General features: G+C 70.0%; 23 protein-coding genes and 1 pseudogene. 8 read left to right on the top strand and 16 right to left on the bottom strand.

All coding sequences use genetic code 11. From position 1 onward, the window contains the following. Positions 1-82: 82 nt before the first annotated feature. The 7 genes from DY245_RS03345 to DY245_RS03375 form a co-directional block, all read right to left on the bottom strand. Positions 83-1,018 (bottom strand): DMT family transporter, encoded by a 936-nt coding sequence (locus tag DY245_RS03345; protein ID WP_128503288.1) that lies wholly within the window; start codon positions 1,016-1,018, stop codon positions 83-85. Further along, positions 1,015-2,265 carry an aminotransferase-like domain-containing protein gene (locus DY245_RS03350; protein WP_128503349.1) on the bottom strand — a complete coding sequence of 417 codons (1,251 nt, stop codon included), beginning with the start codon at positions 2,263-2,265 and terminating at the stop codon, positions 1,015-1,017. Before DY245_RS03350 ends, DY245_RS03345 begins: the two co-directional genes overlap by 4 nt. Positions 2,266-2,330: 65 nt before the next feature. Beyond that, the gene (locus DY245_RS03355) at positions 2,331-3,248 is read right to left on the bottom strand and encodes a phytanoyl-CoA dioxygenase family protein (protein ID WP_128503291.1); all 918 of its coding nucleotides are present in this window, start codon (positions 3,246-3,248) and stop codon (positions 2,331-2,333) included. Then, positions 3,245-4,426 carry an alpha-hydroxy acid oxidase gene (locus tag DY245_RS03360; RefSeq protein WP_128503293.1) on the bottom strand — a complete coding sequence of 394 codons (1,182 nt, stop codon included), beginning with the start codon at positions 4,424-4,426 and terminating at the stop codon, positions 3,245-3,247. The genes DY245_RS03355 and DY245_RS03360 overlap by 4 nt, the downstream gene beginning before the upstream one ends. Next, the gene (hppD, locus tag DY245_RS03365) at positions 4,423-5,532 is read right to left on the bottom strand and encodes a 4-hydroxyphenylpyruvate dioxygenase (RefSeq protein WP_128503295.1); all 1,110 of its coding nucleotides are present in this window, start codon (positions 5,530-5,532) and stop codon (positions 4,423-4,425) included. Before hppD ends, DY245_RS03360 begins: the two co-directional genes overlap by 4 nt. A gap of 250 nt (positions 5,533-5,782) precedes the next feature. Then, on the bottom strand, positions 5,783-6,403 hold the full coding sequence (gene dhaL / locus DY245_RS03370) for a dihydroxyacetone kinase subunit DhaL (RefSeq protein WP_220377850.1): 621 nt from the start codon (positions 6,401-6,403) through the stop codon (positions 5,783-5,785). A gap of 359 nt (positions 6,404-6,762) precedes the next feature. After that, positions 6,763-7,539 carry an IclR family transcriptional regulator gene (locus tag DY245_RS03375; RefSeq protein ID WP_128503300.1) on the bottom strand — a complete coding sequence of 259 codons (777 nt, stop codon included), beginning with the start codon at positions 7,537-7,539 and terminating at the stop codon, positions 6,763-6,765. Between the two features lie 58 nt (positions 7,540-7,597). On the opposite strand from DY245_RS03375, the gene dhaM reads away from it, so the two are divergent. Further along, on the top strand, positions 7,598-7,990 hold the full coding sequence (gene dhaM, locus DY245_RS03380) for a dihydroxyacetone kinase phosphoryl donor subunit DhaM (protein WP_128503302.1): 393 nt from the start codon (positions 7,598-7,600) through the stop codon (positions 7,988-7,990). 43 nt (positions 7,991-8,033) lie between these two features. Here the strand turns inward: dhaM and DY245_RS03385 are convergent, their stop codons facing one another. The 3 genes from DY245_RS03385 to cynR all read right to left on the bottom strand — a co-directional run bounded on the left by DY245_RS03385 (position 8,034) and on the right by cynR (position 10,085). Next, positions 8,034-8,543, bottom strand: coding sequence for a hypothetical protein (locus DY245_RS03385; protein ID WP_244942802.1), 510 nt, complete (start codon positions 8,541-8,543; stop codon positions 8,034-8,036). Positions 8,544-8,577: 34 nt separating this feature from the next. Next, positions 8,578-8,994: a hypothetical protein gene (locus DY245_RS03390; protein ID WP_128503304.1), complete on the bottom strand. Its 417-nt coding sequence runs from the start codon at positions 8,992-8,994 to the stop codon at positions 8,578-8,580. 188 nt (positions 8,995-9,182) lie between these two features. Continuing rightward, positions 9,183-10,085: a transcriptional regulator CynR gene (gene cynR / locus DY245_RS03395; RefSeq protein WP_128503306.1), complete on the bottom strand. Its 903-nt coding sequence runs from the start codon at positions 10,083-10,085 to the stop codon at positions 9,183-9,185. Between the two features lie 174 nt (positions 10,086-10,259). On the opposite strand from cynR, the gene DY245_RS03400 reads away from it, so the two are divergent. After that, entirely contained in the window at positions 10,260-10,892 is a 633-nt protein-coding gene (locus tag DY245_RS03400; RefSeq protein ID WP_128503308.1) for a carbonic anhydrase, read from the top strand. Between the two features lie 58 nt (positions 10,893-10,950). After that, positions 10,951-11,421 carry a cyanase gene (cynS, locus tag DY245_RS03405; protein ID WP_128503311.1) on the top strand — a complete coding sequence of 157 codons (471 nt, stop codon included), beginning with the start codon at positions 10,951-10,953 and terminating at the stop codon, positions 11,419-11,421. Positions 11,422-11,516: 95 nt separating this feature from the next. Here cynS and DY245_RS03410 read toward each other — a convergent pair whose 3' ends face one another. Further along, positions 11,517-12,413, bottom strand: coding sequence for a LysR family transcriptional regulator (locus DY245_RS03410; protein WP_128503351.1), 897 nt, complete (start codon positions 12,411-12,413; stop codon positions 11,517-11,519). A 191-nt stretch (positions 12,414-12,604) separates the two neighbouring features. Here DY245_RS03410 and DY245_RS03415 point away from each other — a divergent pair, with 191 nt between their 5' ends. From DY245_RS03415 to DY245_RS03430, 4 genes are all read left to right on the top strand, one after another. Continuing rightward, complete coding sequence (locus DY245_RS03415; protein ID WP_128503313.1) at positions 12,605-14,002, top strand: M20 family metallopeptidase; 1,398 nt, start codon at positions 12,605-12,607, stop codon at positions 14,000-14,002. A gap of 14 nt (positions 14,003-14,016) precedes the next feature. Continuing rightward, positions 14,017-15,345: an MFS transporter gene (locus DY245_RS03420; protein ID WP_128503315.1), complete on the top strand. Its 1,329-nt coding sequence runs from the start codon at positions 14,017-14,019 to the stop codon at positions 15,343-15,345. A gap of 165 nt (positions 15,346-15,510) precedes the next feature. Further along, the gene (locus DY245_RS03425) at positions 15,511-16,743 is read left to right on the top strand and encodes a CaiB/BaiF CoA transferase family protein (RefSeq protein ID WP_128503317.1); all 1,233 of its coding nucleotides are present in this window, start codon (positions 15,511-15,513) and stop codon (positions 16,741-16,743) included. Then, positions 16,740-17,534 carry an enoyl-CoA hydratase/isomerase family protein gene (locus DY245_RS03430; RefSeq protein ID WP_128503319.1) on the top strand — a complete coding sequence of 265 codons (795 nt, stop codon included), beginning with the start codon at positions 16,740-16,742 and terminating at the stop codon, positions 17,532-17,534. The genes DY245_RS03425 and DY245_RS03430 overlap by 4 nt, the downstream gene beginning before the upstream one ends. Positions 17,535-17,556: 22 nt before the next feature. Here the strand turns inward: DY245_RS03430 and DY245_RS03435 are convergent. Next, positions 17,557-18,102: pseudogene (locus DY245_RS03435) on the bottom strand (protein kinase family protein); the annotation flags it as partial. Between the two features lie 223 nt (positions 18,103-18,325). On the opposite strand from DY245_RS03435, the gene DY245_RS03440 reads away from it, so the two are divergent. Next, the gene (locus DY245_RS03440) at positions 18,326-18,754 is read left to right on the top strand and encodes a hypothetical protein (protein ID WP_128503322.1); all 429 of its coding nucleotides are present in this window, start codon (positions 18,326-18,328) and stop codon (positions 18,752-18,754) included. Between the two features lie 74 nt (positions 18,755-18,828). Here the strand turns inward: DY245_RS03440 and tgmB are convergent, their stop codons facing one another. From tgmB to DY245_RS03460, 4 genes are all read right to left on the bottom strand, one after another. After that, the gene (tgmB, locus tag DY245_RS03445; RefSeq protein ID WP_128503324.1) at positions 18,829-19,758 is read right to left on the bottom strand and encodes an ATP-grasp ribosomal peptide maturase; all 930 of its coding nucleotides are present in this window, start codon (positions 19,756-19,758) and stop codon (positions 18,829-18,831) included. Positions 19,759-19,764: 6 nt separating this feature from the next. Then, positions 19,765-19,956 carry a putative ATP-grasp-modified RiPP gene (tgmA, locus tag DY245_RS03450; RefSeq protein ID WP_181923501.1) on the bottom strand — a complete coding sequence of 64 codons (192 nt, stop codon included), beginning with the start codon at positions 19,954-19,956 and terminating at the stop codon, positions 19,765-19,767. A gap of 208 nt (positions 19,957-20,164) precedes the next feature. Beyond that, complete coding sequence (locus DY245_RS03455; protein ID WP_128503326.1) at positions 20,165-21,763, bottom strand: hypothetical protein; 1,599 nt, start codon at positions 21,761-21,763, stop codon at positions 20,165-20,167. A 42-nt stretch (positions 21,764-21,805) separates the two neighbouring features. Continuing rightward, positions 21,806-23,293: an alpha/beta fold hydrolase gene (locus DY245_RS03460; RefSeq protein ID WP_244942803.1), complete on the bottom strand. Its 1,488-nt coding sequence runs from the start codon at positions 23,291-23,293 to the stop codon at positions 21,806-21,808. Positions 23,294-23,326 lie beyond the last annotated feature (33 nt).

Raw genomic sequence — 23,326 nt, forward strand, 5'->3', positions numbered from 1 at the left:
CCTCGACCGTGGTGAGATGGGCGGCGAGCCGTCCGGGCCCGGACGGAGTGCTGGGCGGGCCCGGACGGTCCTCGGGACGGCGCTACCCGTCGGCCGGGGCCTGTGCCGCCGGCTCCGCGGGGATTTCCTTGCGGGTCAGACGCCGTAGCAGCGCCGGATTCATCAGCATCACGGCGTTGCCGATCAGGATCAGCACCACGCCCGCCAGGTCCCGCGCCGTCCAGTGGAATTTCTCGAACACCGTGGACAGCAGAAGCGCCACGATCGGGAAGAGCACCATCGCATACGCGGCGCGCTCGCCCCCGATCCGGCCGAGCAGGGTGAGATAGGCGCCGAAGCCGATCACCGAGCCGAAGACGGCGAGGTAGACGAGCGAGCCGGCGTACTTGAGCGTGGGATCGAACAGCGCTCCGTCACCGAAGATCGCGGCGAACGGCACCAGCAGCAGCGCCCCGTAAGCCATCGCATACCCGGTTCCCTGGACCACCGGAATACCCGCGGCCTGGGTCTTGCCGGAGACCACATTGCCCAGGCAGAAGACCAGGGTGCCGATGGCCGAGAGCACGATGCCCTGGCCCGATCCGGAGCTGAGGCCGAAGTGCTGGAACTCCGGCCAGAACACCGTGACGATGCCCAGCAGCCCGACCCCGCCGCCGATGAGCATCTTCGTGGTGATCGAGCGGCGGAAGAAGAGCCGCGCGAAGACCATGTTCACCACCAGCGACATCGCGAAGATGATCGAGACAAGGCCGGTGGTCAGATGCTGTTCGGCAAAGTAGAAACAGACGAAGTTGGTGGAGAACATCAGCCCGCCCATGAGCGCGAACTGACCGTGCACACGCAGCGGATAGCGCAGCGGCAGACCGCGCAGCCGAGCCCACGCCAGCAGGATCAGCGCCGCCAGGGCGAAGCGGTACGCGATCGACACCGTGGGGTGCACATCCCCCAGCTGGCCCTTGATGGCCAGCCAGGTGGAGCCCCAGATCAGCACCGTCACGACGTACAGGACGGCGTTCATACACAGCTCCGTTCCAGCAGACCGACCAACCGGCGGGCGCCCTCGGCGACTTGGTCCGGCGTCAAATAGCTCAGGGAGAGCCGCATCTGGTACCGGCCGCCACCGCCGTCCGGATAGAAGTAGCTCATCGGGGTCCAGATCACTCCGTGCTCGCGGGCGGACTCCTCCAGCAGCGCATTGTCCGCCGGGACGGGGAGGGTCAGGGTGAGGAAGAACCCGCCCTCGGGCGAATTCCAGTGGATCCCGGCCGCCTCGCGCCGCTCCGGAGGCAGCAGCCGTTCGAGGGAGTCGAGCAGGACCGCCAGATTCTCCTGGTAGAAGTCGGCGGCCGGTTTGTTGGCCTCCCGCAGACGGAAGTCGTGGGTGAGCAGCATGCCCCCGATCACCGCCTGGCTGAGCGCCGGGGTGTTCACCGTCACCATGCCCTTGATCTTGGACAGTTCGTCCGCCAGCAGGGTGCGGCTGCCGTCCGCTGCCTGGACGAGCTGGTCGGCGACGACATAACCGACCCGGGCGCCAGGGAAGCAGGTCTTGGCGAAGGAGCCGAGATAGATCACTCGCTGCCGGGTGTCCAGCGCCTTGAGCGTGGGCAGCCCGGTGCCGGTGCGGGTGAAGAACCCGTACGGATTGTCCTCCAGGAGGAGCAGGTCCTCCTCCTCGGCCAGTTCGAGCAGTTGTTGGCGCGTGGTGAGGGGCAGACAGGTGCCGGTGGGGTTGGAGAAGTCCGGCACGACATAGAACGCCCGCGGCCGCTTCCCGGCCGCCCGCAGGTCGGCGACCGTCCGCCGCAGTACTTCCGGGTCGGCGCCGTTCTCACCGTCCGGTACATGCGCGGTCTCGATGTCCAGCAGCCGGGCCGCTCCCGTGATGCCGACGTAGCAGGGAGAGGAGACCAGCAGGACGTCCGAGGGGTCGGCGAACAGGGCACGGAGGACGATGAACATGCCCTCCTGGCAGCCCACGGTGACCACCAGGGACTCCGGGGCCGCTTCGATGCCCTCGTCGTTGCGCAGGGCGCGGGCCACCAGTTCATGGATCTGGCCGTTGGTGCGCCCGTACTGGAAGAGCAGCGTGCGGACCTCGTCCGGGGTCCGGCCCTGCTCCTCGGAGAGATACCGCTTGTAGGCGTCGAGGTAGGAGCCGATCCGCTCGACCTCGAAGAGCCCTTCGTACGGGCGGCCCGGACCGAAGGAGATCGCCTGGGGGTAACGGGAGGTGACCTCGTTGAGGAAGTTCATCACCTCCATGAGCGGATCGCCGAGCGAGCCGTGCAGCCCTTGGGCCGACAGCACGGTGGTGGGGGAGCCGTCACTCACCGGGCGTCCTCCCACAGGACGGGGCAGAAGGCCGGGTCGGTGTAGTCGGGGTGGCCCTGGGCGTCCGCGCGGACGAGTACGTCGTTGTTGTAGACGACGCGCTCGCCGTTGGACAGACCGAAGGGCCGCCACTGGTTGGTCCGGTCCTGCAGATGCAGGGAAATCGCGCGGCGGGGGCGGTCGCTGACGTTGTATCCGCTGCCGTGATAGGTGCGGCAGTGGTGGAAGCTGATGTGTCCCTTGGGGATGTTCACGGGGACCTTTTGTACCTCAGCCTGGTTGTAGGCGGCGTTCTCCGCGAGCATGTCCTCCAGCTCCGACCGGTCGCGGTCGGCGAAGTGCCGGCTGGTGGAGTCGTCCCCGCCGATCTCCTTCCAGCGGTGACTGCCGTCGACCATCGTGATCGTCCCCATCTCCTCGTCACAGTCGTGGAAGGGGATGAAGGCGGTGAGCATCTCGTCGGAGGAGCAGGTCTGCCAGTAGTGGCGGTCGAAGTGCCAGGGCACGATGTTGCGGGAGTCGTCCGCACGCGGCGGCTTGTGGATCAGCGTGCTGTTCCACAGCCGTATCTGGCTGGTCTCCGCTATGCGCGCCGCGACCGCCGCGATGATCGGCTTGGACAGGATGCTGCGGATGGTGTCGTCCTCGTAGAAGATGTAGTCGTTGTGCCGGTGCACATCACCCTGCGAGGGCTCCCAGTACGCCAGGCGCGGCGGCCGCGTCGGCAGGGTGCGGTCCCGGTGGCCGGCGTAGAAGCGGTCACTGGCGGAGTTCAGCAGATCGACCTCCTCATCGGTGAGCAGCTTCTTCGACAGATACCAGCCGTGCTCCTGATAGAACTGCACCTCGTCGTCCGAGGGCAAGAGGTCCTGCTCGGCAGCGGTCAGCGTGAAGCGCGCGTCATTGTTCGTCATGCCATGTCCCTGTCGTTCGTAGTGAGGGGGTGTGCAAGGCCGGGGGAGTGATGGAGCAGATCGGGGGTGAGGGCGTCGAGGCGGGGCCGGCCGGTCAGTGCCATCGCCTCCTCCAGTTCCGCCCGGAGGGTGGAAAGGACCCGTTCGACGCCGGCGGCACCGTCGACGGCCAGGCCCCACAGGACCGGGCGGCCGACCAGCACCGCCCGGGCACCCAGCGCCAGCGCCTTGAGCACGTCCGTACCGCGGCGGATCCCGCCGTCGACGAGGACCTCGCACTCGCTCGGCACGGCCGCGACGACCTCGGGCAGTGCGTCCAGCGCCGCCACTGCGCCGTCGAGTTGGCGGCCGCCGTGCGTGGACACGATCAGACCCTCCACCCCGAGGCCGGCCGCCTGCCGGGCGTCCTCCGCGGTGAGTACGCCCTTCAGCACCAGCGGCAGGCTGGTCAGCGAGCGCAACCAGGCCAGGTCCTCCCAGGTGAAGGCGGCGTCGTGGTGCCGGGCCGCGTGGTCGGCCAGTGTGGAGCCGCCGGCGCGACCGCTGTGCAGCCCGGCCTTGTGGCCGTCGTCGAGATTGGCCGGCCGGATGTGCGACGGCAGGCTGAAGCCGTTGCGCAGATCGCGCTCCCGGCGCGCCATCCGGGGGGTGTCGACCGTGATCACCAGAGCCCGGTAGCCGGCGGCCTCGGCCCGGCGCACGAGCGACTCGGTGACCTTCCGCTCGCGCAGCACGTAGAGCTGCAGCCACAGCGGTCCGGTCGCGGCTCGCGCGCTCTCCTCCAGAGTCCGGCTCGCGAAGGTGCTGGCGATCGTGAGCGCGCCCACCTCACCGGCCGCGCGGACGGTGGCGGTCTCGCCCTCCGGATCGACCAGTCGGTGGTACGCCATGGGCGCGATCCCGATGGGCAGGGCCACCGGACGGCCGAGCAGGGTGGTGCTCACCTCGCAGTGGGACACATCGACCAGGACCCGGGGGCGGAACCGGTACCGGTCGAATGCCGCGCGGTCGCCGCGCAGGGTCACCTCGTCGCCGCTGCCGCCGGCGATGTAGTCCCACACGGCCCGGTCCAGCTTGGCCCGGGCCGCTGCCGCATAGTCCTGCGGGGACAGCAGCACGTCCCGCTCGGGGGCGTCGGTCGCGTCGGACCGGCCGGCAAGGTCGGCCCGGGCGGTCATGCGCCGGCCCTCGCCGCGGCGCCGACGGGTACGGCCGCATTCGGATCGGTGCCGCGCTCGCGCTCCACGGCCTCGTAGAGGGCCTTGATGTTGCCGCTGCCGAAGGTACGGGCATCGAGCCGCTGGATCAGCTCGAAGAACACCGTCCGGCGGGCGTAGGGGGAGCGGGTGAACACCTGCACCAGCTGGCCCCATTCGTCGCGGTCGGCCAGCAGACCCAGCTCCTGGAGCACCGCCGGGTCGATGTCCACCTCGATGCCGCGGTCGGCCAGCGAGGAGTAGTAACCAGCCGGCGTGGAGAGCAACTCCACGCCGGAGTCGCGGAGTTCGCGGGCCGCCCGGACGATGTCGTCCGTGCCGTAAGCCACATGCTGGACGCCGGGGCCGTCGAAACCGTCGAGGAAATCGTTGAGCTGACCACGGTCGCCGACCGGGTCGGGCTCCACCATCGTGAAGGTGATCCCCCGGGTCTCGTCCTGCACGACCTTCGACGCCATCGCCTGGCCGCCGATCACGATGTACTCGTCGTAGGTGTGCCGCAGTCCCAGCGCCCGCTGGTAGAAGTCGACCATGGTGTCCAGCGAACCGGCGCGCAGGCACAGCGCGAGGTGATCGACCGACCGCAGCAGCGCGGGCCCCGAGGCGACGCCGTCCCCGATGGGGCGGTATCGCCCGGGCAGGAAAGGACCTGACGGGTCGTCACGCTGGACGAACGTATGGACCAGGTCGTTGGTCGCCGCGATGGTGGCCCGCGTGACCCGGCCATCGGCGTCCTCGAACGTCTCCGGTTCCGCGACGGCGTCGGCGCCGGCGGCCACCGCCCGCTCGAAGTCGCCGACCGCATCGGTCGACCGCAGGGCCACATCGCGCACCCCGTCGCCGTGCCTGCGCACAAAACGCGATGCCGCATGGTCGGCGTGCAGGGCGGAGGTCAGCACCAGGCGGACGCCGCCGTGCGCCAGCACCAGCGAGCGGGCGCCGGCCAGCCCGGTGAGCGGGCCTGCCTCGGCCACCACCTGGAAGCCGTAGGTGCCGCAGTAGTAATGGGAGGCCTGATAGACGTCCCCCACGAAGAACTCGACATGGTCGATGGAATGGGCGGTCACGTTGATCCAATCGTCGTTCGGGATGGGGTGCGGGCGCGCCTTTGCGTCGTACGGGAGCTGGGGAGTCGGCGGCAGCGGGAGGCTCCGCCCGACTGGCCGCGGCAGGCTGTCACCTGCCGCGTCGCCGGGGGCCGCTTCCGCGGCGACTCCGGGCGCGAACAGCGCCACGCCGGCACGACGGGGCGAACCGTCGGCCCGTGGACGCCAAGGAGCGTTGGGGGGAAGAGTTACGGAGTGGCCGGCCGCGGCGTCACTGGCGTCGGCCGGGGCCCTCCGCCGCCTCGGCGAGCGCGTGAAACACATAGGCGGTCGACGTGGCACCGGGGTCCTGATGGCCGATGCTGCGTAGCCCCAGGTACGACGCCCGGCCCTTTCTGGCCTGGAGCGGGACGGTGGCTCGCATACCGGCTTCGGCCGCATCGGCCGCGGAGTGTGCGGACGTACAGAAGTCGGCGCCGGAGTGCGCCGCGTCACGGAAGGCGTCGACCGCGGGGGAGTAGGCGTCGATCATGGTCTTGTCGCCGGGGACGGCCGCACCCAGCTGCTGCACCTTTGCCAGCGCCGCGGCGAGCGCCGTGGCGAACTGCGGGGCGTCGACCTCCGCGGACGCGCCGAGGGACTCGCCGAGGGCCCGGAATGCGCCGCCGAACAGCGGTCCGGAGGCACCGCCGACGACCGACACGAGAGAGTTTCCCGCGGTCGTCAGGACCTCGCCGACCGAGGCCGGGGTCTTCGACGGGTCGTCGAGCCGGTCGCGCACCGCGGTGAAGCCCCGGGCCATGTTCGCCCCGTGATCGCCGTCTCCGATGGCGGAATCGAGTCGGGTGAGGTGCTCTTCGTTCCGGCTCATGGCCGAGGTGATGTTCTGCATCCAGTCGAGAGCGAGCGAAACATCCACCGGTTCTCCTCTGGCGTTGCGGATCGCGGACTCCGGTGTCGGCGGTGCGGACGAGGATAAGTTGTCGATCGTCTTCGCAGGCTTCCGCATGGCAGGCGCTCCTTCGTTCCCCCGTGCCCGCAGCCTTGAGCAGCGAGTCGGTTAACTAACGCTATCCCGAAAGCTGTTCGGCAATGCCGAATGCCAAAGGAAGCAAAACGCAGCGACCCCGGCGCCGTCAAGGGCTTCCGGCGCAGTGGTCCCACGGGCACCTCGTCTGAGGCCCGATGGCCGCCTTCATGCAGCGAGTTGATGAAGTCTCCATGAAATATGGAGGGGTCTTTACCGAAGCATCAGCCGCAGGCGCGCAGACCCGCGTTGCGCGGTGCCCCGAGGTCCCGGGACAGACTGCGAGCGACTTCGCGGACCGCGATCGCACACTCCTGACGTGCACTTTCGGTCAGCAGGCGCTCGACAGGGCCCACCAGGCCAAGGCCGCCCACGACCTCACCGGTACGATCGAAGACGGGAGCTGCGATGCCGGCGTCGCCCAGGGTCAACTCCTGGTCGTCCAGCGCGTATCCGATCTCGCGCACCCGGTCCAGCTGTGTGGTGAGCCGTGCCGGGTCGACGATGCTGGCGCCGGTGACCCGGGGCAGCTCGCCCGCCAGGAGTTCGGTACGCCGTTCGGCGGGCAGAAATGCCGCGATCGCCTTCCCCAGGGCGCAGGTGTTCCAGGGCAGGCTGGCCCCCGTCTCCAGCACCTGTACCGACCCGCCGGGCCGGAAAGCGTGGTGGACCACAAGAACATGATGGTCCGTCAAAACTCCGACCCACACGGCGGCACCGGCCTGGGAGGCGAGCAGATCGGCCCACGTCACCGCGCGGGTACGCAACTCGTGCGAGTCGAGGTAGGCATTGCCCAGGGTCACCAGACCGGGGCCCAGCTGGTACTTGCCCGTCTCGCGGTCCTGGACGACCATGCCCTCCGCTTCCAGGGTGCGCAGGAGGGCGTGCACGGTCGGCTTGGCCACGCCGATACGGTCGGCCAGCTCCGTCACGCCCAATCGCGGCGTCGCCGTGGCGAGCTCCCGGAGAACGTGGATCGCCCTGTGCACCGCCTGGACCATGCAACAACTCCCTGTTCAGTATTGATGAACGACGTTCTGAACCATAGGGTCCTTGTTCATGACACCGCTGGTTGGCATCGTACTTGTGTCGCACAGTGCGGAGATCGCCCTCGGCGTACGGTCCCTGGTCGAGCAGATGGCCTGCGAAGGGGTCGTCGTCGGCACCGCCGGCGGCACCGACGACGGTCGTACCGGGACGAGCTACTCCCGCATTCTCGCCGCCCTGCGCACGGCGGACAGCGATGCCGGCGTGGTGGTCCTGCCGGACCTGGGAAGCTCGGTCCTCACCGCACGCCTCGTCCTGCACGACCACCCCGGCATCCAAGCCGTCCTGGCCGACGCCCCGTTGGTCGAGGGAGCCGTCGCCGCCGCCGTCACGGCCGCGAGCGGCGCCGACCTGTCGACCGTCGTCAAAGCGGCCGAGGAGGCGCGTCATATCAGCAAGTTCTGACCGGTCACCGGGCATGGGGTGACGGCACGTACGAGCTACTTGCTCAGTACATTCGCCACCACGATGCACAGCCCGAGCAGCATGTCCACGCCACCGACCCGGCAGGCCGCCGCCCAGCCCCGTCCCGCCACCCGGGCCGCCCACACCCCCAGCCGAACAGCGCCACCGTATTGAAGGTCAGAGCGACATCGATCGCGGCTTCCTCGCCCCACCATCCCGCGTACGCGCCGAACAGGGCGGCCACCGTCGGCAGCATCGCGGCCACCAGTGGCCACTCGGTCAGCATCGACCGTACGGCCGTGGTGGTGACCGGCGCCTTGTCGCCCGTTCGGTGTGCGATGGAGTGTGCGTAGCCGTGCGCCGCGGCTGACGCCGCCCCCGCCAGTAACACCCACACCGCGTCATATCCGGGATCCGAGGTCCCGGTGTCATGGCCCAGCGCGGCGGCCAGCACGCTGGCGAGCACCGATCCGTACACCCCGCCGAACAGCAGCCGCTGCAACGGCTCTTCCCGTCGGCGAGGACGTCTGGAAAGCGTGGTGCTGGTCGACATGGCGCCACCTCACAGGTCGGGGATGTGCGCCCGTTCAGGCGGCGGCTGCGGCCTCGTGCAGCGCATGGGTGATGAGCGGCAGGTCGGTGGCGTCCACCTGGTGGAGCACCTGTCGCAGGCTGACGTCGCAGTGGCCGACCAGAGAGGCCGCGACCCGCAGGACCGCCAGCTCGCTGGGTGAACCCACGTTCCAGGGCCCGGCCAGCAGGCGCAGGCCCACCGCGTTCCAGTCGACCGTGGGGTGGCCGTCCGGATATTCAAGAAGCGAGCCGAGCCCGACGCTTTCGTTCTCCGCGCTCTGCTCGCAGAACAGATGAAGCCAGAAACCGTTGCGGTGGCGGCCGAGCAGGCGCACGGCGGCACGCATCTGGACGTTGCCGACCGGGCGAACGAGGCGTTCGGCGAGGTCGTGACCGTCCTGGGGCGTGAGTTCCTTGACTGACTGGGGCATGGGTTCTCCGTCCGTGGGGATCGCTCACCACCATGCCCCTCCCGGTGCACGGAGCCGGCAGTTCGCCGCGAGAGTCACCCGTGTCGCAGCGTTCGCGCAGCTCTTCAGGTGAGACTGGTGCGCGCCTGGTTGATGTGCCCCCGTTCCGTCTGCGGGTGCCCCGCACGAAACCGTGCGGGGCACCCGGCTCAGGTCTCTCCGGGCTGTTCCGCCGCCCAGCCGCGGGCCACGCGGGTGAAGGCATGGGCGGCGGCGCTCCGGTAGGCGGTTTCGCGGCGGAGCAGGGTGACGGTACGGGAGGGCAGCGGCGGGTCGAGGGGGACGGGGTGGAGGTGGGGGTGGTCGTGGGTGATGGCGTCGGGCAGCACCGTGGCGAGTGGGGTGCGCCGGACGATTTCGGTGAGGGCGTTGAGGGAGTTGGCCTCCACCGCGATATGCGGGGCGACCCGGTGCCTGCCGAAGTGGGCGTCGATATGCCCCCGGGTGACGAAGTCGGCGCTGAGCAGGGCGAGTTGGAGAGCGTTCAGGGCGCTGATCGGCAGCGCCTGAGTGCGCCCGGCATGGGGGTGCTCGGTGCCGACGACGAGGCCGAGGGTCTCGGTGAACAGTGCGGTCGCGGCGATGCCGGGCAGATGGGGTCCGCCGAAGGCAATGCCGAGGTCCAACTCGTCGGCGAGCAGGGCCGATTCGATGTGGTCCTGCGTTATCTCCCGCAGCTCCAGAGTGATGGCGGGATGCCGTCGGTGGAAGGCCTCCACCAGGGGCCCGACGAGGTAGGCGGTGAATGTCGGTGTCATCGCCAGCCGCAGGGAGCCGCGCGAGAGGTCCTGGACATCGAGCACCGCGCGCTCGGCGGCCGCGAGGTCCTGCAGGGCGCGGCGTGCGTAGTGGACGTAGGCCTCGCCCGCGTCCGTCAGGCGCACACTCCGGCCGGAGCGGTCCAGCAGCTGCACCTTCAGTGACCGCTCCAGCTGCTTGACCTGCTGCGACAGGGTGGGCTGGGAGATGTGCAGCGCTTCGGCGGCACGGGTGAAATTCGCATGCTCGGCAACCGCGAGCAGGTAGCGCAGATGACGCAGTTCCACCATCACACCTCACCTCATCTGCGGATACGGCCCTGGCCTCTGCGGACCATCCAGCTATAGATATGACCAATCGCAGTCATGGATTCTGCGACTTGGACACTATAGGCGCAGGTCACGCATGGTGGATGACGTCGGCCCCCCGCCGGCCCCCCGAGCCCCGATCGAAGGGAGTGAGTGACCATGCAGCACCTGGCCGAAGGAGTCCGGCGCTTCCAGCAGGACGTCTTCCCCGCCCAGGCGGCGCGCTTCGCCCGTCTCGCCACCGCCCACACACCGACCGCGCTGTTCATCAGCTGCTCCGACGCTCGCGTCGTGCCCGAAATGATCACGCAGCGCGAGGCGGGTGAGCTGTTCGTCATCCGTACCGCCGGCAATCTCGTCCCCGCCTACACCCCGGGCGCGGACGGTGTGGCCGCCGGCATCGAGTACGCCGTCAGCGTCCTGGGCGTCGCCGAGATCGTCGTCTGCGGGCACTCCGCCTGCGGCGCCATGACGGCCCTCGCCGACCGCCACGACCTCACCCACCTGCCCGCGATCGCCGACTGGCTACGCCACGCCGATGCCTCCCGGGCCCGCACTGCCGGCACCGGCCGGGGCGGGAGCCGAACCGACGCCTCGGCCGGTGCCCCGGTCGACGCCCTGGTGCGCGACAACGTCCGCGCCCAGCTCGCCAACCTCACCACCCACCCCTCGGTGGCCCGCGCCCTGGCCGAGCACACGCTCACGCTGCACGGCTGGTGCTTCGACATCGCCACCGGCGCCGTCGAAGCGCTCGATCCCACCAGCGACCGATTCGCCGCCCTCACGGCCTGATCGCTCCTTACCTCTCTCCGCATTCCCCACCATCCCTTCAGCGATAAGGAAGCCCCTCATGGTGCACGCACAGTTCGACCCCACCGCCCGCCGGCAGCTCGCGATCGCCGCGGTCGAGGCCAAGACCCGCAAGGACCTCACCTGGCAGCAGATCGCCGATGCCGCCGGTCTGTCGGTCGCCTTCGTCACCGCCGCCGTGCTCGGCCAGCACGCGCTTCCCCAGGCGTCCGCCGAGGCCGTCGCCGAACTGCTGGGCCTCGACGACGACGCGGCGATGCTCCTGCAGACCATCCCGACCCGCGGTTCCCTCTCCGGTGCCGTCCCGACCGACCCGACGATCTACCGCTTCCACGAGATGCTCCAGGTCTACGGCACCACCCTCAAGGCCCTGGTCCACGAGCAGTTCGGCGACGGCATCATCAGCGCGATCAACTTCAAGCTGGATGTGCAAAAGGTCGCCGACCCCGAGGGCGGCGAGCGCGCGGTCATCACCCTCGACGGCAAGTACCTGCCCACGAAGCCGTTCTGACCGCGGCGTCCGCTCGGATCGGACGCCAAGGGCGCGCGGGCCCGGCGTACGGCCCCTGCGAGGTGGCACCTCGATCATGCGGTCGTACGCCGTGCTCACGCCCCGTCCATGCGCTCCATCAGGTGCGTGAGGAATGTCTGCACGGCGACGGGCAGTACCCGCCGGGCCATGGACTGGATCTGGACGGAGCGCTCCGCCAGCTCCGGATTTCGTACCGGGATCGCCACGACATCCTCGCCAACACCGCTTCCCCGTACTGCCAGTTGGCCCGCCAGAATGATTCCGCCGCGCAGCCGGGCGAAGGCATGCAGCGCTCCGCTGTCGTTGCTCACGAATACCGGCTGGAAAGTGAGATCTTCCAGGCTCGCGCAGATATCGAAAAGCTGCCGGATGGTCGTGGTCTGTTCCATAAGTCCGAGTGGATACGGCAGCAGATCCGAAATCCAGAGCTCGGTGTGTCCGGCGAGCGGATGGCCTGTCGGAACGAGCGCGAGAATGGGCTGCCGAAGCGCGTATTCGACCTTGATGCCCTCTTCGGGCGCCAGGCTGTAGGTGACCGCCAGATCGGCTTCGCCGTCCCGTACCCGCCGGGTGGCGTCCCCGGGGGTCGTCACATGCAGATGGAACCGCACCCCTGGATGCGTCTCCCGGAAGGCGACGACGGCCTCCGGCAGGAAGCCCCGGGCGAAGCCCTCCGAGCTGGCGATCCTGACCGTGCTGTGCCGCAGCGTCCCCAGCCCGCGAAGATCCGCGAGGACCTGTTCGGACTCCAGCTGCGAGCGTCTGGCATGGGCCGCCAGCATCTCGCCGGCCTCGCTGAGGACCATGCCGCGCGGCCTCCGCTCGAACAGCGGGACCCCCACCTCGTGCTCCAGACGCGCGATCTGCCGGCTGATGGCCGAGCCCGCCACGTGGAGGTGCGCCGAAGCCTGGTTGATCGATCCGGTACGCGCGACTTCGAGGAAGTACCGCAGTGCCGGCGCCGGTTCCATCGATGTCACGTTGCCACCTCATTGCTGCGCCGCTGTGCGGCAGACCACGTGACCCTACCGCCCGCATCGTCGGGTGCAACCTTGCCTGTTCGGCAATGCTCCGTTGCATTTACGGTAATTGTGCCGCGCCTCGGGCTGTGGCTAGCCTGCGGTTCCTGATGTTCCAGGGATTCTGGGAGAAAGGAACTTTCGTGCCGCGCTCTGAGGCAATCGACCGGGCATTGGAATATTTCGATTCCGGTGCATTTCTCACGGATCTGGAACGGCGGGTCGCCATTCCCACCGAGAGCCAGTCCGGAAACCCGGTGGAACGGCAGCGGCAGCTGCGGTCCTACCTGACGACGGAAATGGCTCCCGCGGCCGCCCGGATCGGCTGCACCACCCGGATCGTCGACAACCCGGTGGCCGGCGGTGGCCCGTTCCTCGTCGCCACCCGGCATGAAGGTGAAGGGCTGCCCACCGTGCTCACCTACGGGCACGCCGACGTGGTGCCCGGCGAGGCGCACCGGTGGCGGTCCGGCCTGGAACCATGGCGCCTCGTCGTCGAGGGGGACCGGTGGTACGGACGCGGTACCGCGGACAACAAGGGCCAGCACAGCGTCAATCTTGCGGCACTCGAACAGGTACTGCGCACCCGGGGCGGCAGCTTCGGCTTCAACCTGAAGGTGATCGTCGAGACGGGCGAGGAGACCGGCTCGCCCGGCCTGCGCGCCCTGTGTGCGCAGCTGCGCGACGAACTCGCCGCCGATCTGCTGATCGCCTCCGACGGGCCCCGCATCTCCGCCCCACGCCCGACACTGTTCCTCGGCTCGCGCGGCAGTGTCGCCTTCACCCTGCGCGTTGCGCTGCGCGACAGGGCCCACCACTCCGGTAACTGGGGCGGCCTGCTGCGCAACCCCGCGACCGTCCTGGCCGGCGCGCTGGCCACCCTCGTCGACGGCCGCGGCAAGATACTCGTACCCGGGCTGCGCCCCCCGTCGATCCCGCCGGCAGTCACAAAGGCCCTGGCCGACCTTCCGGTGGGCGGCGGTCCGAACGACCCCGTCATCGACGAGGACTGGGGCGAGCCCGGCCTCACCCCGGCCGAGCGGCTGGTCGGATGGAACACCCTGGAAGTCCTCTCGCTGGGCGCCGGAAACCCGGACACACCGGTCAACGCCATCCCCGGTACCGCACATGCGCATTGCCAGCTGCGCACCGTCGTCGGCACGGACGCCGAGGGCGTGGGCAAGGCCCTGCGCGCACACCTGGACGCGCACGGGTTCCCCATGGTCGACGTGGAAACCGGCCGGCGGATGTCCGCGACCCGCTCCGACCCCGACGGCCCCTGGGTGCGCTGGGCCGCGCAGTCCCTCGCCCGGACCACCGGCGCCGCGCCCGCGATCATGCCCAACCTGGGCGGGTCCATCCCGAACGACGCATTCGCCGATGAACTCGGACTCTGCACGATCTGGGTGCCGCACTCCTACCCCGCCTGCGCCCAGCACGCCCCGGACGAACACCTCCTCGCGCCGGTGGCGCGCGAGGCGCTGCAGATCATGGCCGGTCTCTTCTGGGACCTCGGCGACCCCTCCACCCGACCCCTCTGAGCGCGGAGAACCCCATGGACACACCCATCGCAGGAGACCGGCCCGACACCGCGCTGCCGGAGGCGGCCGTCACCACCACCAAGGCGCACCGCGTCATCGTCGCGGCGTCGATCGGGAACGCTCTTGAGTGGTTCGACATCATGGTCTACGCGTTCTTCGCCGGGACCATCGCCAAACTGTTCTTCCCCGCGGCGGACGACACCGTGTCGCTGCTGCTCGTGTTCGGCACATTCGGTGTGACCTACGTGGTCCGTCCGCTCGGCGCGGTCGTCCTCGGCCGGTACGCGGACCGTGCGGGCCGCAAGGCAGCCCTGATGGTGTCCATCCGCATCATGATGCTCGGGACGTTCCTGATCGCCGTCATGCCGACGTACCCGACGATAGGCATCGCCGCCCCGATCGCGATCCTCCTCTCCCGCCTGCTTCAGGGATTCTCCGCGGGCGGGGAGTTCGGCAGCGCCACCGCCCTCCTGGCCGAGCACTCTCCCCGGATGCGCGGCTTCATGGCCAGCTGGCAGTTCGCCAGCCAGGGCGTCGCCACCCTGCTCGCCGCCGGCTTCGGCACGCTGCTGACCAGCACACTGTCGGACGCCCAACTGGAGTCGTGGGGCTGGCGGATCCCGTTCGCCTTCGGCCTGCTGATCGGGCCGATCGGCTTCTACATCCGGCGCTACCTCGACGATGCACCGGAGTTCGCCCGGTCCGCGCGGCAGGAGCCCGAGCGGAGCCCGGTGGGGGAAGTGCTGCGGGACCACAAGAGCAGCGTGCTGCTGTCGATCGGTGCGATCGCGGTGTCCACGGCCCTCACCTACCTGATCGCCTACATCCCCAACTTCGCCGTGAAACAGCTCCACCTCCCCGCCTCCACGGGCTTCGCGGCGGCCATGGTGACCGGTGCGGTGCTGACGGTCGTCACGCCCCTGATCGGCTACCTGTCCGACAGAGTGGGCCGGATCCGGGTCATGTCCGTCTTCGCGGTGCTGATCCTCCTCCTGCTCCTCCCCGCCTTCGGCTACCTCGTCGCCCACCCGGGCTTCGGCGTGATCCTCGGCGTGATGTTCCTCGTCGGGCTGCTCAAGGCCGGCTACTTCGGGCCGCTGCCCGCCCTGATGTCCGAACTCTTCCCGGTCACGAGCCGGGCCACCGGCGTCGCCCTGAGCTACAACCTGGGCGTGATGCTCTTCGGCGGAACCACCCCGCTGGTCATCGTCTGGCTGATCGATGCGACGGGCAACGACCTGGCCCCCACCTGGTACCTGTCCGGCCTGGCGGTCCTCAGCCTGACGACCGTCCTTCTCGCCCGCCGCCGGCTCCGGGCCGTGGGCGCCGCCACCGACGAGTGACAGGCCGCCGGTCCGGGACGGACGATCCGCCCACCGGCCCGGACCGGCGCCACCCCCATCCACCGCGCAGCGACCACGCCGCGCCCACCCACCGTGCAGCGACCACGCCCTGTCCACCGCGCCCCCGAGCGTGCACCGCTTTCCTCTGCGAAAGGGCTCGCCCCGATGATCTCGACCACCCCTCCCGTCCCCGCGCCCGGAGCCGAGGCGTCACCCGCGCTCACCGGAATCCGCGTGCTGGACCTGTCCCGCATTCTGTCCGGCCCGCTCGCCACCATGGTCCTGGCCGACCTCGGCGCCGAGGTCATCAAGGTGGAGGACACCAAGGACGGCGACGACACCCGCCAATGGGGCCCGCCGTTCCAGGGCACCGAGGCCGCCTACTTTCTTGCCGCCAACCGCAACAAGCGCGGGATATCGGTCGACCTCAAGACCGACCAGGGCCGGGAGTTCGTGCTGCGGCTCGCGGACCGGGCCGATGTGGTCGTGGAGAACTTCCGCCCGGGCACCGCCGACCGCCTCGGCCTGGGCCACCGCGACCTGTCCGCCCGCAACCCCCGCCTGATCTACGCCTCGATCTCCGGCTACGGACAGACCGGCCCCTGGGCCACCCGGCCCGGCTACGACGCCATCGCGCAGGCCCAGAGCGGGATGATGAGCATCACCGGAGAACCCGGCGGCCGGCCCATGCGGCCGGGCGTCGCCACCGCCGACATCGGCGCGGGCATGTGGGCCGCCATCGGCATCCTCGCCGCCCTCCAGGCCCGCCGGACCACCGGCCGCGGACAGCATGTGGACATCTCGCTGCTCGACGGCCAACTCGCCTGGCTCACCTACGTGGCCGGCGGCCACTTCGCGACCGGCGCCGTCCCCGCTCCGCACGGCTCGGCCCATCCCACGATCGTCCCCTACCAGGCCCTTGCCACGGCGGACGGCCATGTGATGGTCGCCGCCGGCAACGACAAGCTGTGGCGGCGCCTCGCGGACGTCCTCGGCCTGGCCCCGCTCGGCCGTGACCCCCGTTTCGCGACCAACCCCGACCGGGTCCGCCACCGCGAGCAGCTGATCCCGCTGCTGGAGGAAGCCCTCGCCCGGCGCGGCGCCGCCGAATGGGCCCAACTGCTGGACGACGCGGGCATCCCGTGCGCCCCCATCAGCGACGTCGCCCAGGCGCTGAGCGGCCCGCAGGCCGTCGCCCGCGGGATGGTCACCGAACTCGACCACCCCACCGCCGGACGCCTGCGCACCGTGGCTTCCCCCCTGAAGCTCAGTGCGACCCCTGCCCGCATCCGTACGGCACCACCTCTGCTGGGCCAGCACACCGACGAGGTACTCGCCGAGACCGGCTACTCCCCGGCGGACATTGCCGAACTCCGTGCCTCGGGAGCCGTACGGTGACCGGCACCGGAGCCATCGGCATCCGGCGCGACGGCGCTCTCGCCACGGTCCGGATCGGCAGCGGGCGCCGCGCCAACGCCCTCGGCACCCGCGACTGGCAGGCCCTCGCCGCCCTGTTCCACCAGCTCGCCGAGGACCGGACCTTGCGCGCGGTCGTCCTGTCGGGGCGCGGCACCGGCGCCTTCAGCGCAGGCTCCGACATGCGCGAATGGCTGTCCGCCGACCCCGCCGAGATCGAGGCGAGCTTCTCCGCCATGGAGAACGCGCTCACCGCCGTCGAACGCCTTCCGGTCCCCGTGGTCGCCGAAGTCCGCGGCACGGCCGCCGGAGCGGGCTGCCAACTCGCCTGCGCCTGCGACCTCAGGATCGTCGCCTCCGACGCCAGGCTCGGCATGCCCATCGCCCGCTGGGGCATCCTGGTGCCCCCGGCCTTCGCGGCCCGTATCGCGCTGCTCACCGGCCCCGCGGCCGCCCGCGAGCTGCTGCTCACCGGCCGGCTCGTCGACGGCGAGGAGGCGGCGCGACTCGGTCTGGCCACCATCAGCGTCCCCGAGCCGGAACTGGCAGCCACCACCTCTGCCCTCGTCGCCTCGATCAGCGAACACCCCCCGCCGGCCGTCCGCGCCGCCAAGCGGTCCGTAGACGCCCTGCTGGCCCCCGCCCGCGACCGGTTGCGCCGGCTACCCCCGGGACCCGCCGCCGACTACGCCAGTCTCCAGCACCGCCTCAACGCCTTCCTCTCGCACTCCCTCACGGCCCCCGCCCCGGGCAGCCCGGCAGGTGGTGGGTAGGTCACCTGTCACGGAGGTGGCGTCAGCTCGCCACCGTGGCTCCAGCGCCCAACTCCCGCGCGATCTCCACGGTCGGGAACCGCGTCCGCTTGCTCTTCGTGAGCAGACGGCGGTGGAAGCCGTCCAGGACGACGGCAGGGCGGGCGTGCCGGTCGATGATGGCGGCGATCTCGGCCGGGATGCCGCCAGGCCGTCGGCCTGCGATCCAGTCACACAGGAAGGCTCCGCGTTCCGTGTCGCCGCGCACGCCGTCGAGCAGATGGTGATGGAGCAGGTGGCTCGGGGTGTAGCAGTGGTCGTACGCGCGGCGGTTGGAGAGGAACTCGGTCTCGTCCGCTGAAAGGTCGAAGCGGGAGCTGAGGGCAAGTCCGAAGTCGGCGAAGTAGAGCCGGCGGCCATCGGTCAGGGTGTTGGCGAAGTGGGCGTCGAAGTGGACGAGTTCGCGAGAGCTCATGAAGGCGGAACCGCGCGCGATCGCTCCCTCCAAACCCCCGAACCCGTCGGTGAATCCTTCGGGAGGGGAGCCGGGCAGGACCCGCCAGTGATACATCAGCGGGAAACCCGCGTACGCATGAACGGGACCGACCCTACGCGCCCGGCAAGGCCGGCCGTTCTCATGGATGACCGCGTCCGCCAGGTTCAGAACAGACCCCACCACCACGGGAGATCACATAGGATCACGATCCAAACCGAACAACTGTCGCAGTCACCCGCAGAGTCGGAGGATCCTCTCCATCGCAGCAGACCAAGGTGACAGGCGGCAGATGACAGTACAGGGGGAAGGAACCTCGATGAAGACATCCCGTCTTGGGCGTCGCCTCGCCGGGACCGCGGCCGTCGCCGTCATGGTCGGCGCAAGTGCGCTGGTCGCAGCGCCGTCCGCTGTGGCCAAGGCCAATCTGCTGGCCATCGACAAGGTCTCGCTGCACGATCCGGGCGTCCAGGTGAACGTCACGTACTCCTGCGACCCCGGCATGAACCACCAACTGGTCGCCAACGCGGCCAAGGTCAACCAGACCGGTCACGACGAGTCGGTCGCCGCGGGCACCATCAAGGCCGACAAGCTCGCCTGTGACTACAACAGTCACGCGGCCAAGGTGACCATGCGTCCGGCCGTCGGTTCGCACTTCGCCAAGGGCGACAAGGTGAAGGTCACCGTCTTCTATTTCGACAATGACGGCTTCAGTTACGCGCGTCAGGAGACGGTCGCCGTTCTGTAGGCACGTCATCTCGCCCCGGTGGACCGGCCACTCGCGGTCCGCCGGGGTGTGTCGTATGCGCCGAGCGGCGCTTTCTACGTGAAGGGTTCGGCGGCCAGCCAGGTGGCCACGGCCTGGGCGAGTGGCTGGTCGGTGTCGAGCTGGATGAAGCCGAACTGGCCGCCCTGGTTGCATTCCAGGAACCACCAGGTTCCGTCCGTGTCCTCGGCGAAGTCGAAGGCTCCGTATGCGAGTTGAGCAGTCGTCATATAGCCCTCCACCGCCCGGTGGACGGCGTCGGGGACCGCGACGGGCTCCCAGGTGCTGTTGTCCGTGAAGCGGCTGTCCACCTCGTCGGGGTCGGATTTCTTGCGGGCCGCGGAGAGATGGCTGCCGATGCAGGTCAGCCGGATATCGGCCTGCTTGCGGATGTGCCGCTGGAACAGGGTCGGGCCGGCCGCGACGCCGGCGAAGTCCACGTCCGGACTGATGCGGGTGGTGGGCAGCACCAGCGGGGGATCGCCGGGGTGCTTTCCGGAGACCGATTTCACCACGAGGTCCCGGTGGGTGGCCGCGAACTGACGGGCGACCGACGGAAATGTGGTGATCAATGTGGGGGGCACGGCGAAGCCGCTGTGGTGGGCGGTATGGAGCTGCCACGGTTTGTAGCGCGCCTGCATGGCCGCGACGGGGTGGTTCATCCAGCGTGCCCGGGTGCAGGTGAGCATGCCGTACAGCGCCTGCTCGGACTCGGCCGTGAGCCAGGTGGACTGCTCCGCGGCGCGTGCCCCGGGAGTGCCGGGCCGGCGGACCCATATCGAGCGCAGGCTGCTCAGGCTCACCATGCGTTCGCCTGCCTTGAGGTACCCGTGGAAGTCGTTCCTGACATAGTCCGCCGACAGGGCGACCGTCCCGGGCAGGTCGGCCGGGTCGAGGCGTACGAGCGGGACGCCGAGGTCGTGCAGCGTCGACACCACCATGTCCGCTGTCAAGTCCTCCTCACAGGTAAGGATCAGGACGGTCATCGGCGCTCAGTCGTCGAAGTGGGTCTTGGAGCCGGCGGTGGAGGCGGTCGTGCCGGTGGCCAGCAGCACCGCCCGGCTGCAGGTGGCCGGACGCCCGTCGGGCAGGACGTTGAGCTGCCGCGTGGCGTCGTAGGTGTACGGAGTGCTGGTCGGTGACTTCACCGCCGGACGGGCGTAGCTCAACGCGAACGGTCGCATGCCTTCTCCTTCATAGCCCGGTTCCTGAACCCTGGGACGCTTGGATGGGAAGCTCGGCCTGATAATTCTGTACAGACCTTGTGATGAACCTGGTCGAATAATTATCACTTTTGATCGTTTCTGCGGACACTGTTGACGAAACTGTTGTGACGGCGTACGGGACGGCCCGATGCGTGCTGCCCAACGGCGCAGGTGCCCGGGCCCTCGGTCAGATTCCGCAGTCGACGATGCGTCCGTCGACGGTGCCGATCAGCAGCCGGCCCGGCCCGGCGACGGTGAGGGAGAGCGGGTCCGCCACTCGGCCGTCGATGGACAGCAGGCGCCTCTGGCGTACGGTCCCCTCGCCCGCATGCAGCGCAACCACCTCACCGGAGTTGTAGGCGACGTACACCGTCTCGCCATCGGTGTCCATCGCCGTCGCCTGAGCGTCGGCCAGGAACACCCACGCGGGTGCCCCGTCCGTCAGGCGCCGACGGGCGACGAAGGCATCACCGGGCCGGAGGCCGTGCGGATAGGGGAAGGTGCCGGCGTGGACGAGGGCCGGGCCGTGCGCGTCGTCGAGATGGACGGCGGGACCGCCGACCAGGTGCGCGTTGCGGGCGCTGTCCCATTCGAGCGGGAAGAGTCTGTGGACCCGGGGAGGCGCCCAGCCGTCCGGTGGGTCCACCTGCACGACCCAATTTTCCGCCGAGGGCTGCTGCGGATCCCCTTGCAGGAAGAGGAGTTCGGGGCTGTGGCGGACCGGGAGGTGATGGTTGAACAGGTTGTAGCCGCCCAGCTCGAAGCGGGCCGCCTCGCGATGGCCGGGGGAGACCAGCACCGTGACGGGGCGTTCGACGTGGTACCGGCAGTCGCGCAGGGCCAGCCAGCCGTCGTGACGGGCGACGCAGGCGACGGCGAAGCCGGGGTCGACGGTGTCGAGGACGGCGCCGCCGTTGACCGACAGCCGGTCGATCGGGTACGGCCGCTCGTGCCAGCCGTCGCCGTCCCAGCGTGTCCGGCCGCTGGTGTTGACCCACGCCGAGCGCCGGTCCGGTGTCAGCAGGATCTCCCGGCCACCGTCTTGGCCCGCGACGGCCCACTCCCGTATCCCGTCCGGGCTCCAGCACTCCAGCTGTATCCCGTCCAGCGTGGCCAGGATGCGGCCGTCGTCCAGGGGTTCCACCGCCCAGACGAGCTGCCGAGGCGCCCAGGGCGTCCAGGTCAGCCGCGCGAGCTCCCGGCGGAGGCCGTCCGGCGCGTCAGGCATCCGCGCATCGGGCGGGCCCCACGGCAGCTCCTCCGCGGCCACCATCCCCTCGGTGGCCGCGGTCCAGTCGTCGCACTCGATGACGTACCGGAGCGCATCCGGGCCACCTTCGTCGAGGTCTTCCTCGTCGTCCGGCGCCAGGAAGACCTCCAGAGTCCGGTCATCGAGCCACCGCAGGCCGCAGATGTGCCGATCCCGCCCCTCCGCCACGGAGACGACCTTGCCGGAATCGAGGTTCAGGAGCAGCAGTTCACCCTCCTGACTCCAGCCGCCTGTGCCGATCGCGAGCAGCGGCAGGCTCGGATGGAACCGCAATGCGCTCACCGGCCAGTGGGACCGCAGCAGATGGTGGCAGCGTGCCCCGTCCGCGGTGTAGACCCCGACCCTCGACCGGCTCCAGCCCCGTGCCGCATCCCAGCCGGGCCACTGCATGGTGCCGAGCGCCCCGCCGATCGCGAGCAGGCCGAGCCGCTCGTCGCGTACGGCTGTAGTGGGGTACCCGATCTCGGCGTACGGACGGTCGCCGAATATGCGGTGGATGGTGAGTGGTTGATGCATGAGGACGGTTCTACCCGAGAACCGGAAGCGTGGTCGGCCAGGTTACGGACTTGGCAACCCCGGCCCGAGGCAGTGCACGTCGGTGCTCGGTACGGCCCCGTCGACCAGGTACTTCGCCGCCGCGCCGTCCACGCAGGCATTGCCCCGGCTGGCGAACACCCCGTGTGAGTAGTCGTGATGCAGGGTGATCAGACGGGAGCCCGGCAGCCGCCGCCGCAGTGCGTGCGCGCCCTCGATGGGGGTGACGGGATCGTGCTCGGAGGCGATCAGCATCACCGGGGGTGCCTCGGCACTGCCGAGGGGAGTGTTGTGCACGGGCCGGTGGTGCCAGAAGGCGCAAACCGACGCCTCCATGCCCGTGAGCACCGGCTGCGGGTCGAGCCGCCGGATCCGCCGGATGTCGGCCACCACACGCCCGGGCGTGGGAGCGTGGCTGTCCGCGCACTTGACCGCGCGGTTGGCCGCCTCGTATGTGCGTGACGCGGCGCCGTCGAAGGGTTCGGCGGGGCGGAGCTGTCCGGTGCTGCCGGTGTCCAGGTAGGCGCGCATGCCATCGGCGAGTGGGGCCCAGCGCTCGGTGCGGCCCAGCGCCCGGTAGACGGCGCGGTCGAACTCCGCCGCCCCGAAGCCCTCGACCGGACGCCGGGCAAGCCCATCGCGCACCCCCTGGTAGGCCGCCCGCACCGCATCACCATTACTGCCAAGCCCAAACCGCCCCGAATGAACAGCAACCCATGACAGGAACTCCGCGCGCTGGCGAAGCAGCGCCCGACTCTGTTTACGGTCGAAGTCGTACCACCCCCAAGGTCCGACGACGCTGTCCAGCACCATCCGCTCGATGTGCCGGGGGAATTGAGCGGCGTACGCGGCGCCGAGGTAGCTGCCGTAGGAGACGCCGAGGAAGCTGATCCGCCGCTCGCCGAGAGCGAGGCGGATCGCGTCCATGTCGTGGGCGGTCCGGGTGGTCGACAGATACGGCAGGGCCTTTCCGGCACCGGCGGCGCAGTCGTCCGCGGTCCGCCGCAGGGTATCGAGGTAGACGCGCTCGGCCGCGCGGCCGGCCGGTACGGGGTCCTGGCCGGGGCTGTCGAAGAGGCCGCCCATCGGGCCGCACTGCACGGGCGTGCTCTGCCCGGTGCCGCGCGGATCGAAGCCGATGACGTCGTAGGAACGCCGCACGCTCTCGGGGAGCTTGGCCCGTTTGGTGACGGCGTACGGGAGGCCCGCGCCACCGGGCCCGCCGGGGTTCACCAGCAGCACTCCGCGTCGCTCGGCCGGTGGGCCGGCGGCGCGGACACGGGAGACGGCTATGTGGATCTGCCTGCCGTCCGGACGGCTCCGGTCCAGCGGGACGCTGAGCCGGCCGCACTCCACATGTGCGGGAGCGGGCGGATCCGGCACGGAGGCCGGACAGGCGCCGAAGCGAAGCGCGGGGGCCGGGGGAGCGGCGTGGACGGGTACGGCCGGGAGGAGGGCGGCCGTGGCGGTGAGCGCGCAGAGCAGGCCGGTGCGGGAAGGGGCGGGGATCACAGGTCTCGCATTCAGGAGTGGCGGTGGGGCGGC

This window comes from Streptomyces inhibens (assembly GCF_003389455.1).
Classification (GTDB): Bacteria; Actinomycetota; Actinomycetes; order Streptomycetales; family Streptomycetaceae; genus Streptomyces; species Streptomyces inhibens.